Raw genomic sequence first — 17,482 nt, 5'->3', positions numbered from 1 at the left:
AATAACACCGGGGAAAGAAATTACTTTTTATAGCGCTCCTCAATTTCTTCGATCGAGTCGCCGCCGAACTTTTCCAGGAACGCATTGGCCAACACTGTAGCAATAACACTTTCGACTACAACGATGGCACGAGGCAGGGCACAGACGTCTGATCGCTCATAACGAGTATCTTTCTTTTCCTTAGATTTGAAATCAACCGTATCAATGGGGGTGAGCATGGTGGGTATCGGTTTCATAACACCGCGCACAATTAAGGGCATACCCGTGGAGATTCCTCCCTCAATACCGCCCATGCGATTGGTGCGGCGCTTAAAGTCATCGTCCTTATAGATAATTTCATCGTGAACCTCCTGCCCGTGGCGACGGCCCGATTCAAAGCCTTGTCCAATCTCCACTCCTTTCATTGCCTGGGTACCCATAATGGCTTGTGCAATTTTTCCATCCAGCTTACGGTCCCAGTGTACAAAGCTACCAAGCCCTGCGGGTAGTCCGGTAACAATTACTTCCCAGTGGCCGCCCAGTGAACTTCCCTCTTTGCGACGTTTTATTATAAGATCGCGCATCTGCTGGGTGAGCCCCTCATCCAGGCAACGAACAGGCGATTGGTCGGCTTCTTCAAATACCGTTTCGGCTCCATCGTCCAGCATGGGATCTACCCGTTTCCGAACATCTTCCCAGGAATTTTCGTAGCCTACACTTCCGATCCTTGTTACATGTCCGCCTATTTCGATTCCAAAATGCTTGAGGAATTGGCGAGCAATAGAGCAACACGCTACTCGCATAGCAGTTTCGCGAGCACTGGAGCGCTCAATAGCGGGTCGAATATCATCATACCGGTACTTCTGCACTCCCGTAAGGTCGGCGTGTCCGGGACGCGGTACGGTAATGGCTTCTACATCACTGCCGTCGCCTTCTTTGTTAAGTACTTTGGGCCAGTTTGAATCATCTTTTTCATGGGCCCGATTAGGGATGCTCATTGCAATAGGGGCCCCGGTGGTTTTTCCAAAACGAACGCCGGAGAGAAAGGTAGCCCGATCTTTTTCGAACGCCATACGGCCGCCGCGTCCGTAACCTTTTTGGCGACGGGCAAGGTGTAATGCTATTTCGTCTTCTGTTATAGGGAGCCCTGCCGGAACGCCTTCTGAAATGCCAGTTAATTGTGGCCCGTGTGATTCACCGGCTGTTAAATATCGTATCATGCAGATTGGGTATTACTTTGATGTGGGTTAATATGTTTCATAAAGTCGTGCTTGGATACACGTTCTTCGAGCGTGCGAAAATCTTTACATCCTTGTTCACGGAGGTGTTTAATGCGATCAATATCACCGAGTACAATCAGCGAGTCTCCAATATTAATTTTGTCGTTACTTCCGGGGTTAAAATGGATGTTATCTTTACCCTCTGGGATAATTGCAATAATTACCACAAAATATTTTTGTCTAATTTCTGCTTCTGCCAGCGTTTTACCGGCGAGGGGAGAGCCGTCAAAAATTTTAACTTCATCAAAAATGTGATCTTGCTCCGGATTTTTCCGAAGACGATCCATAAATTGGTCAACATGAGGACGAAGAATAACATTTGCCATTCGGTCGGCCCCGATTTCATAGGGCGAAATTACTTTATTAGCTCCTGCTCGCAGGATTTTTTTTGTGTTTTGATGTTCATTTGTTCGTACGAGAATAAAGATATCGTCATTGATCTCGCGGGCGATAAGGGTAACAAAAACATTATCTTGATCACGGGAGAGTGCACATACTAGTCCTTTGGCTCTGTTAATACCTGCTTCTCGTAAGACAGATTCATCTTGGGCATCTCCTTCAACATAAAGCAGTTGGTCATCTTGTATACGTTCAATACTGCTTTCACGGTTTTCGATAACAACAATAGGGATGTCTGCTTCTTTTAAAACTTCAGCGATACGGTGACCAATGCGCCCGTATCCAGCGACAATATAGTGTTGCTCCATTTTTTCGAGTTGTTTCTTCATAGCTCGTTTTTTGAATATTTCGCTTTCAAAGATCAGCTGTGTAGTTTGTGATGCAATATATGAGATAACACCAATACCCATTACAAATACAACCATCGTTAATATACGGCCGGCTGAAGACATCTGCGTAACTTCAGAGAAACCGATGGTGGTAATAGTGATAAAGGTCATGTAAAATCCATCAAAAAAGGCCATCCCTTCAACAAAATGATACCCGAGCGAGCCTACGATAAAAACAATAACCAAGATGGTTGTGGCTATAGCGATTCTTCGGGCTATAATATTATCAATAATATTGTTGTAAAATCCTTGCATAGAGTTTGTAATCGCCGGAATTTAAGATGGATGTAATATAGTTGAAAAAATAAAGCGCACGAAATGACAACTACGTGGAAATTTAATAGTTTCCAAGCGTTATTTTAGTAAAATGTTATTTATGGAAGCACTTGAAAAACTAGGAAGATACAGTCTGCTGTTATATCGGTCGCTACGCTCGTTGTATGAATTTAATACATATAAAAAGAACTTAGTTCACGAGCTACTTAAAATAGGCTACGAATCTGTGCCAATTGTACTATTGACGGGTATTTTTACCGGCGCAGTGATGACGATACAAACAGCATACCAGCTGGATTCAGCATTTATCTCAAAATCGTTTATTGGATCTATAACTGCCGAATCACTGCTTATTGAGTTGGCAGCAGTAATAACCAGTTTGGTGCTGGCCGGTAAAGTGGGGGCCCGTATTGCAACCGAGCTGGGAACTATGCGAGTGAGCGAGCAGATAGATGCCCTTGAATCGATGGGGTTTAACTCGGTCTCTTTTTTAGTTCTACCCCGTGTATTGTCAGGACTTATTATGTTTCCTATGTTATATATTTTTGCAAGTATATCAGGTATTTTAGGGGGGTTAGTAGCCGGTTTCATGTCAGGAGCAGTTACACCTGCCGAGTATGTAGAGGGGGCGCGTGCCCTGTTTTATCCTTGGGATGTTACCTTTGGTCTTCTCAAAGCCTTTGTTTTTGGATATGTTATAACTTCTATCTCTTGTTTCAAGGGATACTATGCAAGCGGAGGAGCTGAAGGTGTAGGAAACAGCACAACCCAAGCTACAGTTTTAAGCTGTATATATGTACTATTAGCTGATTTCGTATTGGCTGCGGTATTTTTATAATTTTAGTAAGGAAGAATGATAGAGATACGTAATCTCACAAAAAGTTTCGGTTCAAACCTCGTCTGGAAAGACGTTTCTTTTTCTATAGAGGATGGAGAAACGGTTGCTATCATTGGGCGGTCCGGGTGTGGTAAGTCGGTGCTGGTAAAGCACTTAAATGCTCTTATGTACCCCGATTCTGGAGAAGTTATTATTGATGGCAGAAATGTGTTTGATCTCGAATATATAGCGTTGAGAAAGATGCGCCAGCGATTTGGGGTGCTATTTCAGGGGTCGGCCTTATTTGATTCCCTGAATACCTTCGAAAATATCGCTTTCCCACTTCGTTATTTTACCGAACTTAACGAAGAGGAAATAACTGATAAAGTGATGGAAGCCCTGGGAATGGTAAATCTGGCGGGAACTAGTGAAAAATCGCCGGCTGAGCTTTCTGGTGGGATGCGGCGCCGAGTGGCTCTTGCACGAGCTACAATTTTACAGCCCGACTTTTTAATATATGATGAGCCTACTTCAGGTCTTGATCCTAAAACTTCTGAGGAGATAAATCAGCTCATCATTTCTATGTCAAAAAATTTAAATATTACATCTATTGTAGTAACACACGATATACATAGCGTTCTTAAAATTGCAACAAAAGTGGCATTTTTAGAAAACCAACGTCTTGCCTGGTATGGAACTGTTGAAGAATTACGAAACAGTGACAGCGAAGATGTTATAAGTTTTGTAACTGCCAGTGAGTATCAAATAAGAAATTAACAGGAGATATTTTGAAAATAAGTAATGAATTAAAAGTAGCACTAACAATATTAGCTGCCATAGTTTTTGGCTTTATCGGCTATCGTATAATGAGTGACCTTCCCCTGCTTCGCCAGTCTAAGGTAGTACACTCATATTTTGATCGTACGGATGGACTTTCACCCGGTAATTATATCTATATCAATGGGGTAAAAGTAGGGTCCGTAAAAAAATTGCAGCTGGCGAATAATGACAGCGTAAAGGTGACAATGAGTTTTGATCTGGATGTAGGAATTCCTGAAAATTCAGTAGCTCATCTGGAATCTTCCGGTCTGCTTAATGAAAAAGCAATTGTGGTGGAGCGAGGAAATTCACCAAAAAACTTGAAGTATGGAGATACCCTGAAGGGCGTTTATAATACCGGTATGATGGAAACATTAAAAGAGGAAGGTGAGCAACTTAGTGAAGATGTTTCTGAGTCCTTTGGAAAGTTGAATGAGTTACTTGAACAGTTGAACAAAATTGTGGACAAAGAAAATCAAGGCAAGGTAGACAAAGTAATAGAAGATCTACGCAGTACGACGAACGATATGGCTTCTCTTTTTGAGCGTAAGAAAGAAGATTTGGAGTCCAGTATCGGGCATGCGAGTAACTTTTTGGCGAATGTGGATACGGTAAGTATGCGCAATAAGTCTCGGGTAGATTCGGTAATGATCGGATTTGAGAATTCATTGGAAGAGCTGGAACGTTTGAGTACAGATCTCCAGAAGACCAATAGCCAGCTTAATCAAATATTGACCAAGATTAATAATGGGGAAGGCAGTTTGGGTAAGCTCGTTAATGATTCTACTCTCTACAATAACTTGGAGTCGATGTCGGGCGAGATGGATTTATTGATAAAAAATATCAACGAAAATCCCAGAAAATATCTCAAGCATATGCGGCTTATTGAGGTATTTTAACCGTAGAGAATCGTACAGTTCGAGCAAGATTGATCAACAGTAAGTTTCTGAAGCAGTGAAATTGCTCTTAGCAAAGGCTTCTTGTATATTTGGAAGCTTATAAATAGGTGGTTTATTCTGCCAATATTTTTTTGAACCAATTAAGACGTAGATAAGAGGATTTATATATGGGTGTAATGGAAAAAATGAGGAAAGGTACCGGAGTTATTCTATGGGTGCTTATTTTCTCATTCGGTATACTTTGGATGTTGCAGGACACCGACTTTTTTAGCGTGCTACAGCGTGGTCCACGATCGCTTGGCGCTGTTAATGGTGAAACAATTTCACTTGAGGAGTATAATAACCGAATGCAGTATTATACTCGGCAGTACAACCAGCAAAGTGGCAATTCCATGACTCCGGAAGTACGTGCTCAGTACCAGGAGCAGGTTTGGAATGAACTTGTGACAGGGAAGCTGATTCAGCAAAAGATGGATGCTTTGGGAATAAAAGTTACGGACCAAGAGGTCGTTGATATGATTACCGGACCTAATCCTGATCCCTTTATTCGCAAACAGTTTGCTAGAGAAGATGGTACTATTGATCGTGTTGCCCTTCAAAATGCTATTGAATCTCCGGAGAATAAGCAGGTTTGGATTCAAATTGAGCAGCAGATGCGCCAAAAACGTCGTCAGCAGAAGATGACAAACTACCTGCAGTCCTCAATGGAAGTAAGTGATTACGAAGTTGAGCAAGAATATATTCGACGTAATACCTCGACAGATATTTCTTTTGTTCGGTTCCCCTATGCAGAGGCCACAGAGAGCGAAGTTGCGGTTACTGAAGACGAAATGCGGGAATATTATAATTCGAATTCTGATAAATATAAACGTAAAGAGTCTTATCGTTTTAAATATATTTCTTTTGACAAAAAACCTACGGCACAGGATACAGCCCGTACAATTAGGGATATGAAGCAACTAAAGTCAGATTTTGCTAAAGCAGAGAATGACTCTTTATTCTTAAACCGATATCAATCGACCACGGAATACAGTGCAGAACTTGTTCCTAAGGAAGATGTTCGAGAACTCTTTCGGCCCGTTATTCAGGTTGATGAGGGGGGAGTGACTGATCTTATTAAAGATGGTGGTCGCTTGTATTTGTTGAAAAAGCTGGAAGAAACATCAGATGAAGTTCGCTTTGTTGTTTTTAGCCAGGATATTACTGCAGATCCTATTGCTACTATTGATAAACGAGCAGAAAAAGCAGATGACTTCAGTTTTTTCGCAGAACAGGAAGGGTTTGAGACAGAGGTTGAACGTCGTTCTCTGAACGTTAAGGAGGCTTTTGCTACAAAAGGAAATAACTTTATTTCCGGTATTGGCCAAAGTCGCCAAATTATGAATTTCCTGGAAAATGCGGAGGAAGGAGATATTTCTAATACAATCGAATTGGCAGGGCAGTTTGTGGTTCTGAAAGTATCTGAAATTACCCCTCCCGGTACGCGACCTTTTGAAGAGGTGAAAAATCAGATTCAGACCCTTGTTGAAAATAACAAGCGTAAGCAAGTTATGTTGGACCGGGCCGATAAGCTGGCATCAGAAAATGAAAGTATGAGCGCCTTGGCAGAAGCGGCAGGTAAAGAACTTGCTACGGCACAGTCTCTTACACAAGATGCTAGTACTATTCCCGGAGCAGGGCGAGAACCAAGAGTAATTGGTATGGTTTTTGGTCTTGAGGAAGGTGAGCGTTCTTCTGCTATCGAAGGGAAAAGTGCGGCTTTTATCGTCAAGATTGATAAGCTTCGTGAAGCTGATGTTTCAAATTTGACATCTTCTGCTCGCCAGCAGATCCGCCGTCAACTTCAGCGTGAAAAGAGTTCGGCATTTATGAGCACCTGGATTGAGCAATTAAAAGAAGAAGCTGATATCGAAGATAACAGGGCTCAGGTTTTACGAGGATAAATCCTATTCGGTTTTTAATCTTGAGGGCAAGAAGGAATTCTTCTTGCCCTTTTGTATTTTAAGTGTTTCCCTCACAGCTTTTTTTGATTGTTAAGTTAAGGGCCTTGTAATGGTTATAGTTTAAATCCTTATTTATATTTTTCATGAAATTATGAACGAAGAAGATAAGAAATGGATGAGTCTGGCCCTCGAAATTGCCGATAGGGGGGCGGGCTACGTCTCACCCAACCCCATGGTCGGTTGCGTGATTGTATCGGCAGAGGGGGAGAAAATAGCACAGGGTATCCACGAGCAATATGGACAGGCTCATGCCGAGAGAAATGCGGTAAATTCAGTTTCAAATAAAGAGTTGTTAGATGGAGCTACTGTTTATGTAACGTTAGAGCCCTGTGCCCATCATGGGAATACTCCTCCCTGCTGTGAGTTATTAGCAGAGCTACCGATAGGTCGGGTTGTGGTGGCTATGGAAGATCCCACCCCCAAGGTTGCAGGAAAAGGCATTGAATATCTCCGGGATCATGATATTGATGTTAAGGTTGGTATATTGGAAGAGCAGGCAGAAAGGTTGAATGAGTTTTTTCTGCATCACCAAAAATGGGGGCGACCGTTTGTTGCGCTAAAGATTGCACAAACATTAGATGGGTATATTGCCGCCCCGGATGGGGATTCTGAGTGGATTAGCGGCCAGCACTCAAGGGCTCTGGTACATAAATGGCGGAGTAAGTATGATGCCGTAATGGTTGGCAGAAATACCGCCTTGTTGGATAACCCCCGGCTTACGGTTCGGCATGTAGAAGGGCGGCAACCTAAGCGAGTAGTGATTGACGGACCATTGGAATTGCCTGATGATCTAAATTTATTTACCGATCAGTATGAAGAAAAAACAATTGTAATTACACATAATGAGCAAAAGTACCGAGAAGAAGCTGATCCTATGCTTAATATGTTAAAGTCAGACTACTTTCGTGGATCTACTTTGCTGGTAGATGAAAAAAATGGGCATACCAATTTGGCTGATGCTTTAAAAGAACTGGGGAAACAACCGATTACCTCAATTTTAGTAGAAGCAGGGCAGAGTTTGGCTTCGGCTTTACTTCGTGAAAACTTGGTTGATAAAGTTGAATGTTTTATTGCTCCCAAAATGCTGGGGGGAGGCACAAGATCAGTTTTGGGCGTGGGGATAAATCATATGTCGGAGATAATGGAGTTTCGGGAAGTGGAGTGGAAACAGGTCGGTGATGATATCTTATTTAGCGGTTATTTTTAATTTTCAGATAGCAATATGTTTACAGGAATAATAAAATCAGTTGGTAATGTAAAACAGGTAACGAACCTGGATGGCGGCAAAGAGATCACTATTGTAGCTGATTTCGCGGATAAGCTGGATATTGATCAAAGTATCTGTATTAATGGTGTTTGTCATACGGTAACAGGCTGTGACAACGTATCTTTTACAGTGCAAAGTGTAGAAGAGACGCTTCGAAAAACTAATATTGGGGACTTGGAAAAGGAGTCATTGGTTAACCTGGAGCGATCCTTGCGTCTCGACCAATTATTGGATGGTCATATAGTACAGGGGCATGTAGATGCAACGGGTACAGTAACAGATATTAAGAAAGAAGGTACCGATTGGCTTTTTACTATTGAATATCCCCAAGAGCATTCGGGGTTAATTGTAGGACGAGGAAGTATTTCCATAGATGGTATTAGCTTGACAGTCGCTAATGAGCAGGAAAATAGTTTCCGTGTTGCGATAATTCCTTACACCTATGAACATACCAATCTGTGCACAAAAAAAGTGGGTGATACGGTAAACCTGGAGTTCGATATTCTTGGCAAATATGTGTTAAAGTATCTCGAAAATCGCGAATCTTAAAAATTTCCACCACCAAAGCCGCGTGGTGACCTACCGGTACCACGAGATCCCCTCTCAAGGTTATTGAGTCCCGGGAGCTTTTGGATGATGCCCTGCAGGCGACTGGCATTAATTCGCAAGGAAAAGAAATAGTACTTTCTTTCTCCAAAAGGGTTCATGGTAAAAGAGAGGTCCCAGCAATGTAGCTTTCTGTTTAACGAAAATTGGGAAGGAGTGAGTTCCTTACGAACGAAGTCATATCCTATTTGGGTACGAAAGTCCCATTTGGGAGTAAGTTTTAAGTTTATATTCCTGGCATTTATCGTCGCGCTTTTATTGTTTTTGCCCGTAGGGTTTAAACGCCAGTTATAACTGAAGTTAATTGAAAATGAAAAAGGTGACTTAAAATCCTGAATGGGTTGTGTATTAAAATGGGGATCTACAGGCCGGAAGATACTTTGGTTTAGTGGGTCGTAGTTAGCCGGATAATGCGGTTTGTTATTAGGCTGAAACCCTTTCTCACCGAGCTGCACTGAATAACTGGTGCTAACTTGAAATCGAGTGAGTTCAAGCATTTTTTTTGAGTTGGTGATAAGAAACTTATCAATCTTACGGCCTTCAGAATTGCGTTTATAAAAATTAAAGTTAGCACTGGCATTAATATTCATGCCAGGTAATATTTTTGCTCTGAGGCTAGAGTTTAAATCCGATAGTTTTAGGCTGTCAGCTGCAAAATTATAGCTTGATCTAAAGTCTAGTTGGTCTATAAGACTAATTACATTTTCCTTTTTTTCTCCGGTAGAGTCACGCTTCACAGATTTAGCTTCAAATACATTTCCGAGTCTGAAATTTAACTGTTGTTGTTCGCCTCTTCCGGGCCCTCCGAATATTTCATTTTCAAATATTGAATACCGTTGGGTGGGTACGGGTTGGCCGGGTTGGCTTACAGTATCTGTTTGTACTGTTCTATAATAGCCCCAAAGATCTTTACTAAAATCCGGTTGGTAGCTAAACCCAATAGAAGGTTTCAGGGTATGTCTGAAGCTTGTGAGGTTTCCCAATCTGAGATTCATTAACCCATAAATTCGTGTCGAGAAATTGAGACTCATATTGAATTCATGCGCTGATGTAAGCCCTCGAACTTGTTGTTCTACCACTTCAGCCGAATCACTGTTGAAGGTTTTTCGTGTAGTTGTAGGATACCAATAGTCGTTATAACGAAAGTTTAAGCTCGTATTCAAAAAACGACTGGGCAACAGCTGGTTCATGCTTATACCGGCATTTTGTTTGAATCCAAAACGGTAGTGATCAGACTTCCCTGTGGCTTCACGATATATTGAAGGAGCTTTTAGGGCATCGAACCAATTATAACGGGCTGAATCGGCATCTATAGGGTTGTATCGGAATTTGGAATTAAAAGAATTGCTGTAATTAACGGAGATAGATTCATACCATTTATCCTCATCTCCCGTTGTTTCTTCATTTTTAAAAGGTGAAAGTCGCTTTAAGCTGAAGTTTAACTCCGGTCCGGTAATGTTTGTCGTATTAGTAGCAAAGTTTTGATTCTGTCGAATAGAAGCATTTAGTGAATAAAGACTTTCGGGATGTCTATATTTATAGTTGATACTAGAGCTGGCATCAGTTTCTGCTATTGCAGTAGGATCATTAGCATTTATTTTATTAAAGTTTTCCGTGCGCAGATGAATACTGGAGTTAAAGCTGGCATAGGGCGAAAAATCTTGGTTATGACTAATCTGAATTTCTTTAGCAACTCTGGAACTAAAGTCTGGGTCAGATGGCTCAAGGCCGCTGTTATTTCGTGAATATCCAATCTGGGCATTGCCACTTAATTTATTTCGAATGCGGTACCGTACTCGGCTATCAACAAAGAAATCACCAGAAGTAAAGATATCAAAGGAGGCTTGTCCTGTTAGGTAATCATTAAAGTATTGAAACCAGCCTAGGTTTTGTAGCCCAATACCCCGATTTTGTCTGTTTTGGTAGGCATACGTGGGTTCAAGAATGCCCGATTGTTTTTTGTCGAATTTTCCGGGCAGATAGCCAAAGGGAAATACCAATGGGTATGGTATATCGAGAATAAAGAGACGAGCTTGCTCAAAAAATATCTTTTCTCGATCTACCACTTTCATTCGTTTTGCCTGGATGTAATAGTGGGGATGATCTAATTGGCATGTGGAATAAATTGCATCTTCAAGGAAGACCACATGACGGCCAGTATTTTTAACTTTTGTACCTATTAAGTTACCATCTTGCACTTCAACACGAGCAACTTCAAATCGTCCTTTCTCAGTTTTATAGTTGAAATCTATTTTATTGCTCCGTACTCGATCATTTTCGCGAATTAATACCGGCTGAGAAAGGGTGTCTTGTGGTGTTTGCGTATTAGCACTTACAAGAGAGCTGTCTAGATTCATTGATATTTTGCCGGACTGCAGTTCACCTGAATTGTGCACCACCGATGAGGATCCATAGAGTGTGGCTATGCGGTTTTTTTTATTTTTAAAAACCAGTGAGTCGCTAGCTTCAAAGTTAATTTGGCCCTCTTGTTGTTGAGCTTGTGAACTACCCGTACGTGCTGATTGCTTCGTTGTATCTGGTTGAGTCGTTTGTCTTTCTTGTATAGGGGGGCGGTTAACCTGGGCTATCAATGAAGAGGAGAATCCTAATAGTAGCAACAGCAACAAAGCCGAATAAAAAGCACTGTATGTAGCAGTTCTATTCATGTAGATACTGTTGCTAAAAAGGGTTTTAAAAAATGTGGAGTATTATTAACACGAATAAGATGGCTATAGTATAAGGTAGAACAATTAAGAAGTGAAGGGGAAAGAAGATGTAACAGTAATAACTAATCAACTTCTTTGATTTTATAAATGTACTCTCCTTCTCTTTTCATACCATATTCTTCACGAGCAATACGTTCAAGTAGAAAAGGGTCTGTTTTCAGCTTTTCTATTTTTTTCTTTAGGATAGCTGTTTCCTTTCTAAGTTCTTGTTTTTTTTCTTGAAGCTCGCTTTTTCGTTGATTTAGCTCGACTCGAGTCCATATACTATAGGTATCGATAAATGTAAACCAGATAAGCAAAAAACCTCCCAAAATGAGAGCGAGAAACGACTTGCGCCAGCGTAATGGATTTAATAGCTGAAGGTTCATTGATGTAATTGCTAAATGGCCTGTTATTATCGTACATTTACGCTGCAAAAATACTACAATTTATAGATGAAAAACAATTTCAATGATTTTTAGGCAATTATCATTGCTACTTCTATTTCTGGTAGTTTCTTTATGTGGGCATACTCAAACAGTGCACTCCGATACCAGCAATGTAGAATGGATAAAGGTGTATTTTAATATGCCTGCTGATTACTCAGTGGCACAACCGGCTAATATGAGTAACAGTAATGTTGACTTAGTGGGTACATTAGAGTCACTTATAGGTTCTGCTAAACATAGTGTCGATCTTGCTATTTACGATCTGGAGCATATCCGTATTGGAGAGGCGTTGGCGGAAGCAAAACAACGAGGTGTGCGAGTCAGGGTTGTCACCGATAACTACAACCGAACCGATGCAAAAGAAATTGATTCAACGATGTGGGCTGTTTTGAGAGAAGCGGATATCAGTTCAATAGATGATGATGGTGATGTATATAACGCTGATGGGGGAATTGCCGATTACTCACTTACCAATTCCGGAGCTGATATGCATCATAAATTTGCTGTAATAGATGCTAAAAGTAGTTCAAAACAAGATGATGTCGTTTGGACAGGATCTACTAATATGACATACACAGGTGTATACAATACCAATAATACAATCATTATCAAGGATAGTGGTATTGCGGAAGCGTATCTTCAAGAGTTTGAACAGATGTGGGGCGGAGACGATAATTTACCTAACCCTGATCGGGCACTGTTCCATAAAGATAAAAAAGAGGTTAGCAATCATTACTACTATGTAGGTGGTACAAAGGTTGAGGTTTTCTTTTCTCCGATAAATCGCGATGGTACAAAGCCCAGTATAATGAAACGCTTGGTAGAAGTTATCCGAGAAGAGTCACAACATGATGTTGTATTCCAAGCTTTTGCCATCACTCCCTTTATACCATTAAGCAGAACAATTTGGAAGAGGTCTGCAACTGGTGAAATATCGCTCAATGGAGCTATAGATCCTATGTTTTATTATCGTTATAAAAGTAAAGGGGATATTTGGGCTTCACGAGAGGCTAAGCTTTCTAATCGATTAATTTTACCTGCAAATGAGATGAGAAAGTTGCATCATAAAGTGATGCTAGTGGATGCTAATCATCCTGATTCTACAGACCAAGGAATAACGATTGCTGGTTCTTATAACTTCTCAAAAAATGCAGAAGTTAATAATGATGAGAATCTGTTGATTATCCATTCGGATTATATTACCAATCAGTATTATCAAGACTTTTGTGGGGTAATAAGAAGAGCGCAGGGCAAAGCGCCCATTCCTTCTCCCCCTCTTGATAGTGAGAAATGGTATACTGTTAAGGAGGTGAGTGACGGTAGCCAATTCGCAGTAGAAATAGCTCCCGGCTTTCAATATAACGTCCGATTATTAGGGGTTGATGTGCCACGCCTATATGCAGGCCGTGACTCCTCAGAGTATTATTCAGCTGAAGCTGCAGAATATATGCGCAATTTGATATCAGGAAAAAAAGTGAGGTTACAGGGACCAACCAGAGAGGTCCCCAATACACGTTATGGCGCATTTTATGCTTATATAACGCTTAAAAACCATGATAAAACGATATCCCTAAATAAAAGAATGTTACGGCGAGGCTTGGGTGATTTTTCAAACTTTTTGGTTCAACATCCTGATTCTGTTAATGCCTTTAAAAAGTATGTGAAAGAGGCAAAGAAGAAGAAAAAGGGGATCTGGAAGCAATCGGAAAAGGTCGGTAAAAGATATTTGCGTGCAAAGATAGTGGGCCTACAAGCAAAGCCATCTGATGCCTTTCCAATAAATATTAATACAGCTGACGAGGCCTTATTAGATCTATTGCCGGGTGTTGGACCGGCCTATGCCAAGAGAATAGTTACATATAGAAAAAAGCACGGACAATTTATTGATATCGATCAGTTACAGAATATTAGGGGTATTGGGCCAAAAACATTACAGAAGCTTCGTCCGAATGTGGTAATAGAGTAAAATGGTTTTATTAGAAAAAGTTTGTTTATTCATGCACCATACAATTAGAAGATTTTATTGAATTGCTGTTTTATGGGTGAATCTATTGATGCCATACAATTGAACTTAGGGGATGAGGGATTGCTGGTGATGAATATATCACTGGCGATTATCATGTTTGGTGTAGCTCTTGAACTATCTGTAAAGAATTTTCGGCGCCTATTGACAAATCCAAAGCCAACATTAGTTGGACTTTTTTCTCAACTTGTATTATTACCGGCTGTGACGTTTTTATTGGTTCTTTTATTTGAGCCTCATCCAAGCTTGGCCCTTGGAATGTTTATGGTTGCAGCATGTCCCGGTGGAAATATCTCAAACTTTTTCTCTCTGTTAGGCAAAGGAAATGCAGCTCTTTCGGTGAGTATGACAGCAGTAGTTACTTCACTAGCTATCGTAACTACCCCTTTAAACTTTACTATATGGGCTAGTTTATATGAGCCAACGCAAATGATTATGAGAGATATTCATATCAACCTTTGGGAGGTCTTTAAAATAATAGGTTTAATACTGGGCGCCCCGTTAATATTGGGCATGACGGTGCGCCATTTTAAAGAGAATTTGGCTCGGCGAATAGCAAAATGGATTAAGAATTTTGGGATACTATTTTTTGCCGGATTTGTACTCGTAGCTTTTGCGATGAACTTTGAAAATTTCCTGAGCTATGTGCATTTGGTGATTTTATTAGTGTTTTTCCATAATGCCTTTGCTCTGACAGGCGGTTATGGGTTGGCCTCAATATTTGCTCTTCCTGAAAAAGATCGACGTTCTATTGCTATTGAAACTGGCATCCAAAATTCAGGATTAGGACTACTGCTTATTTTTAATTTTTTTGATGGACTTGGTGGTATGGCACTGGTAGCAGCGTGGTGGGGCCTATGGCATGTAGTAACCGGCCTGGGCTTAAGCTGGTACTGGTCAACCGGAAAGTCTACTATAGAGCGTGTATTTCGTAATGCGCAACTTGGAAGCTAAAAAGCTGACTATATTGATCTGGATTAGGTGCTATGATCGGCCCGGCCTAAATGCATTTTCATAGTGCTTAATATCCGGTGCTTCATTGCCTTTTTGGAGTATGGCAATAACATCAAACCGCACAGGTGAGCCATCCATTTTTCGTTCATAGAGCCAGGCCTCGGCAGCTTTGTAAACGTTCTGAATTTTCTCTTCATTCACATACTCTTCCGGTGCTCCGTAGCGGTTTGTAGAGCGTTTTTTTACTTCTACAAAAACGATGTGTGAGGCATTGTTATAGGCAACAATATCCACTTCGGCATGTTCAAAGTGATAGTTGCGTTCAAGGATGGTATATCCTTTTGATTCCAGGTATGCGGTGGCCAGCTCTTCGCCTTCATCACCAATTTCTCGTGTTGTTTTCTTACTCATCATTATCTGGAGATACGTTTGTGCCGGGTTTTTTGCCAGTGATGGTATGTTTCATTTCGGCCAGTTTAACCAAGTGTTTTAAAAACTTGAGGTTTTTCTTGTTTATATAAGGTAACAGGGCCTCAGTAAAACGTTCAAACATTTCCAGGAACTGAGTGAAGTTTTCAATGCGTTCTTGAAACGCTTGTTCCTCATCGGTCAGGTCCGCTTTTTCATCCAACAGGTCGAGGGTGCCATTGAGGTTTTCCCGGATAGGTGCCACTTCACGCTGTTGCCGTTCTCGAATGATCGTGGAAACGATGGTCCAAACGTCTTTTTCGGCCGTGAAGAAGTCTTTTCGTTTTCCTTTAAAATGTACTTTGTGAATAAGCTGCCACTGCAAAAGATTACGCAAGTTCATATTTGCATTCCCTCTGCTGATATCCAGCTGCTCCATAATTGTATCGGTATCCAATGGTTCTGCTTCGGCATACAGCAGGGCATGAATTTGGGCCATCGTTTTATTGATACCCCAGGCTGATGCCATCTCGCCCCATAGCAATACGAATTGCTCTAATGCTTCTTCATGGGTTTGGGAGCGAGTGGAATTTGCCATTTAGCTGGATGTGCTTTTGGCTGTTGTTGATGAAGAGGTGTCTGCAGTGTTGTTTGCAGTTCCATTATTTGAAGCACTGCTTTGGCCATTTTTTTGATCCGCTTCCTTAGCACGTTTTTCTTTGCGGTCGCTATCTTTATAATCTGTGACGTACCAACCGTCTCCTTTATAGACTACACCGCCACCGCCACTAATAACACGTTTTACTTTTTGACCGGTGTCGGGACACTCCTCCAGTGCATTGTCGTTAATACTTTGTCGTATTTCAAAAGTTGTTCCGTCTTCTCGTTTATATTTATATGTAGGCATAAGGGTAAAAAGATATTTCTTTCATTGTTTAGCACCTGATACAAGCATAAAATGTGCCAAACTGGTGTGTTTGTACAAAATTTCAGTATTATGATAGCTCTGATAACCCTTTTTGCAGGCGATGCATGGCTTCTTTAAGATCATCCATCGAGGAAGCGTAGCTCAAACGTACGCCATTGGGCTCTCCGAAAGCATCACCGGGAACAGCTGCTAATCCATGCTCCTCAATAAGATACATGCAGAGTGCTGTGCTGCTATCAATGGTATCACCATTAGTAGCCGTTGTGCCCAGGTAGTATGAAATGTCGGGGAACACATAAAAGGCCCCTGACGGTTTAAAGCATTTAACCCCGTCCATAGAAGAGAGTTGTTCTGTAATAAAATTACGCCGTTCTCGGAATGAATCTCGCATATCTCTGACAGGGTCAAGGCTGCCGGTATAGGCAGCTTCGCCTGCCTTTTGTGAGATGCTGGAAGGAGCAGATGTTTCTTGGCTTTGGATTTTCGCAACAGCATCTGCAAACTGTTGGGGGGCTGCAAGATATCCAAGACGCCAGCCTGTCATCGCAAATCCTTTTGAAAAACCGTTAATTACTACAGTGCGATCCTTTAATTCCGGAGCAGCATTCAAAATGCCTACATGTTCTCCCTCAAAGACGATATATTCATAGATCTCATCAGAAATAATATTTATTTCTGGGTGGTCAGCTAATACATCTGCTATTGCTTTAAGCTCTTGCTTAGAATAGCATGTGCCGGTGGGGTTCGAGGGTGAGCAGAGCATAAAAGCTTTCGTATCTTCTGTAATAGTCTCTTCCAGTTGCTCTGCGGTTATGCGGAAGTTATTTTCAAAGGAGGTGCGTACCGTTACCGGTGTTGCTCCGGCCACTTTCACCATTTGGGGGTAGGAGACCCAATATGGGGCAGGAATAATCACTTCATCCCCTTCATCAACCATGGCAAGTATGCTAAAGCCTAAGGCCTGTTTTGCGCCGTTGGTACAGACAATTTGAGAAGGAGCATAATCTAAATTGTTATCGCGTTTTAATTTATTGCTAATACTCTCGCGGAGTTCCGGAGTTCCGGTATTCATGGTATATCCGTGGAAACCATCCTTTATTGCGTTGATGGCATTGTCACAAATATGTTCTGGAGTATTAAAGTCGGGTTCACCGGCACTAAGCGAGATAATAGATTTTCCTTCTCGCTTGAGCTCTTTTGCTTTGGCTGAAATTTTCAGTGTTTCTGAGGGAGAAACCGATTGCGCACGCTTTGAGATCATTATTCTATTCTTCGTTGACG

General features: G+C 41.3%; 16 protein-coding genes. 8 read left to right on the top strand and 8 right to left on the bottom strand.

Translation table 11 applies throughout. The features are described 5' to 3' along the window. Nucleotides 1-20: 20 nt before the first annotated feature. Nucleotides 21-1,199, bottom strand: a complete 1,179-nt coding sequence (gene aroC, locus FCN14_RS14530) for a chorismate synthase (protein ID WP_138432013.1) — start codon at nucleotides 1,197-1,199, stop codon at nucleotides 21-23. Beyond that, nucleotides 1,196-2,302, bottom strand: a complete 1,107-nt coding sequence (locus FCN14_RS14525) for a potassium channel family protein (protein WP_138432012.1) — start codon at nucleotides 2,300-2,302, stop codon at nucleotides 1,196-1,198. Before FCN14_RS14525 ends, aroC begins: the two co-directional genes overlap by 4 nt. Nucleotides 2,303-2,423: 121 nt before the next feature. Here FCN14_RS14525 and FCN14_RS14520 point away from each other — a divergent pair, with 121 nt between their 5' ends. The 6 genes from FCN14_RS14520 (at nucleotide 2,424) to FCN14_RS14495 (ending at nucleotide 8,677) form a co-directional block, all read left to right on the top strand. After that, entirely contained in the window at nucleotides 2,424-3,161 is a 738-nt protein-coding gene (locus FCN14_RS14520) for an MlaE family ABC transporter permease (protein ID WP_138432011.1), read from the top strand. Nucleotides 3,162-3,176: 15 nt separating this feature from the next. Beyond that, nucleotides 3,177-3,917, top strand: a complete 741-nt coding sequence (locus FCN14_RS14515) for an ABC transporter ATP-binding protein (RefSeq protein WP_138432010.1) — start codon at nucleotides 3,177-3,179, stop codon at nucleotides 3,915-3,917. An 11-nt stretch (nucleotides 3,918-3,928) separates the two neighbouring features. Then, nucleotides 3,929-4,858 carry an MlaD family protein gene (locus FCN14_RS14510; RefSeq protein WP_138432009.1) on the top strand — a complete coding sequence of 310 codons (930 nt, stop codon included), beginning with the start codon at nucleotides 3,929-3,931 and terminating at the stop codon, nucleotides 4,856-4,858. Between the two features lie 167 nt (nucleotides 4,859-5,025). Continuing rightward, nucleotides 5,026-6,801, top strand: a complete 1,776-nt coding sequence (locus tag FCN14_RS14505) for a SurA N-terminal domain-containing protein (RefSeq protein ID WP_138432008.1) — start codon at nucleotides 5,026-5,028, stop codon at nucleotides 6,799-6,801. Nucleotides 6,802-6,952: 151 nt separating this feature from the next. Beyond that, nucleotides 6,953-8,068, top strand: coding sequence for a bifunctional diaminohydroxyphosphoribosylaminopyrimidine deaminase/5-amino-6-(5-phosphoribosylamino)uracil reductase RibD (ribD, locus tag FCN14_RS14500; protein WP_138432007.1), 1,116 nt, complete (start codon nucleotides 6,953-6,955; stop codon nucleotides 8,066-8,068). 15 nt (nucleotides 8,069-8,083) lie between these two features. After that, on the top strand, nucleotides 8,084-8,677 hold the full coding sequence (locus FCN14_RS14495) for a riboflavin synthase (RefSeq protein ID WP_138432006.1): 594 nt from the start codon (nucleotides 8,084-8,086) through the stop codon (nucleotides 8,675-8,677). On the opposite strand, the gene FCN14_RS14490 is transcribed toward FCN14_RS14495, so the two are convergent. Continuing rightward, a complete protein-coding gene (locus FCN14_RS14490; RefSeq protein WP_138432005.1) occupies nucleotides 8,674-11,400 on the bottom strand; it encodes a putative LPS assembly protein LptD in 2,727 nt (908 codons plus the stop codon). The genes FCN14_RS14495 and FCN14_RS14490 overlap by 4 nt on opposite strands. 122 nt (nucleotides 11,401-11,522) lie before the next feature. After that, complete coding sequence (locus FCN14_RS14485) at nucleotides 11,523-11,828, bottom strand: FtsB family cell division protein (protein WP_138432004.1); 306 nt, start codon at nucleotides 11,826-11,828, stop codon at nucleotides 11,523-11,525. A 103-nt stretch (nucleotides 11,829-11,931) separates the two neighbouring features. Between FCN14_RS14485 and FCN14_RS14480 the strand changes: the two genes are divergently transcribed. Both FCN14_RS14480 and FCN14_RS14475 read left to right on the top strand, forming a co-directional pair. Beyond that, the gene (locus FCN14_RS14480) at nucleotides 11,932-13,854 is read left to right on the top strand and encodes a phospholipase D-like domain-containing protein (RefSeq protein WP_212747660.1); all 1,923 of its coding nucleotides are present in this window, start codon (nucleotides 11,932-11,934) and stop codon (nucleotides 13,852-13,854) included. A 72-nt stretch (nucleotides 13,855-13,926) separates the two neighbouring features. Next, a complete protein-coding gene (locus FCN14_RS14475) occupies nucleotides 13,927-14,865 on the top strand; it encodes a bile acid:sodium symporter family protein (protein ID WP_138432002.1) in 939 nt (312 codons plus the stop codon). A 30-nt stretch (nucleotides 14,866-14,895) separates the two neighbouring features. Here FCN14_RS14475 and FCN14_RS14470 read toward each other — a convergent pair whose 3' ends face one another. The 4 genes from FCN14_RS14470 to FCN14_RS14455 all read right to left on the bottom strand — a co-directional run bounded on the left by FCN14_RS14470 (nucleotide 14,896) and on the right by FCN14_RS14455 (nucleotide 17,462). Next, nucleotides 14,896-15,279 carry a YraN family protein gene (locus tag FCN14_RS14470; protein ID WP_246043181.1) on the bottom strand — a complete coding sequence of 128 codons (384 nt, stop codon included), beginning with the start codon at nucleotides 15,277-15,279 and terminating at the stop codon, nucleotides 14,896-14,898. Then, nucleotides 15,269-15,871 carry a GbsR/MarR family transcriptional regulator gene (locus FCN14_RS14465; protein WP_138432001.1) on the bottom strand — a complete coding sequence of 201 codons (603 nt, stop codon included), beginning with the start codon at nucleotides 15,869-15,871 and terminating at the stop codon, nucleotides 15,269-15,271. Before FCN14_RS14465 ends, FCN14_RS14470 begins: the two co-directional genes overlap by 11 nt. Further along, nucleotides 15,872-16,180 (bottom strand): FmdB family zinc ribbon protein, encoded by a 309-nt coding sequence (locus FCN14_RS14460; protein WP_138432000.1) that lies wholly within the window; start codon nucleotides 16,178-16,180, stop codon nucleotides 15,872-15,874. Nucleotides 16,181-16,268: 88 nt separating this feature from the next. Further along, nucleotides 16,269-17,462 (bottom strand): pyridoxal phosphate-dependent aminotransferase, encoded by a 1,194-nt coding sequence (locus FCN14_RS14455; RefSeq protein ID WP_138431999.1) that lies wholly within the window; start codon nucleotides 17,460-17,462, stop codon nucleotides 16,269-16,271. Nucleotides 17,463-17,482: the final 20 nt, after the last annotated feature.

Source organism: Fodinibius saliphilus, from assembly GCF_005869845.1.
Taxonomy (GTDB): Bacteria; Bacteroidota; Rhodothermia; order Balneolales; family Balneolaceae; genus Fodinibius; species Fodinibius saliphilus.
The sequence above is the reverse complement of the archived record's forward strand: the minus strand, read 5'-3'. Positions and strand labels throughout refer to the sequence as shown.

Bases quoted from the DNA above. Each gene is read 5' to 3' on its own strand.
- aroC (WP_138432013.1), bottom strand. From the start codon at position 1,199: ATGATACGATATTTAACAGCCGGTGAATCACACGGGCCACAATTAACT.
- FCN14_RS14525 (WP_138432012.1), bottom strand. From the start codon at position 2,302: ATGCAAGGATTTTACAACAATATTATTGATAATATTATAGCCCGAAGA.
- FCN14_RS14520 (WP_138432011.1), top strand. From the start codon at position 2,424: ATGGAAGCACTTGAAAAACTAGGAAGATACAGTCTGCTGTTATATCGG.
- FCN14_RS14515 (WP_138432010.1), top strand. From the start codon at position 3,177: ATGATAGAGATACGTAATCTCACAAAAAGTTTCGGTTCAAACCTCGTC.
- FCN14_RS14505 (WP_138432008.1), top strand. From the start codon at position 5,026: ATGGGTGTAATGGAAAAAATGAGGAAAGGTACCGGAGTTATTCTATGG.
- ribD (WP_138432007.1), top strand. From the start codon at position 6,953: ATGAACGAAGAAGATAAGAAATGGATGAGTCTGGCCCTCGAAATTGCC.
- FCN14_RS14495 (WP_138432006.1), top strand. From the start codon at position 8,084: ATGTTTACAGGAATAATAAAATCAGTTGGTAATGTAAAACAGGTAACG.
- FCN14_RS14490 (WP_138432005.1), bottom strand. From the start codon at position 11,400: ATGAATAGAACTGCTACATACAGTGCTTTTTATTCGGCTTTGTTGCTG.
- FCN14_RS14485 (WP_138432004.1), bottom strand. From the start codon at position 11,828: ATGAACCTTCAGCTATTAAATCCATTACGCTGGCGCAAGTCGTTTCTC.
- FCN14_RS14475 (WP_138432002.1), top strand. From the start codon at position 13,927: ATGGGTGAATCTATTGATGCCATACAATTGAACTTAGGGGATGAGGGA.
- FCN14_RS14470 (WP_246043181.1), bottom strand. From the start codon at position 15,279: ATGATGAGTAAGAAAACAACACGAGAAATTGGTGATGAAGGCGAAGAG.
- FCN14_RS14465 (WP_138432001.1), bottom strand. From the start codon at position 15,871: ATGGCAAATTCCACTCGCTCCCAAACCCATGAAGAAGCATTAGAGCAA.
- FCN14_RS14460 (WP_138432000.1), bottom strand. From the start codon at position 16,180: ATGCCTACATATAAATATAAACGAGAAGACGGAACAACTTTTGAAATA.
- FCN14_RS14455 (WP_138431999.1), bottom strand. From the start codon at position 17,462: ATGATCTCAAAGCGTGCGCAATCGGTTTCTCCCTCAGAAACACTGAAA.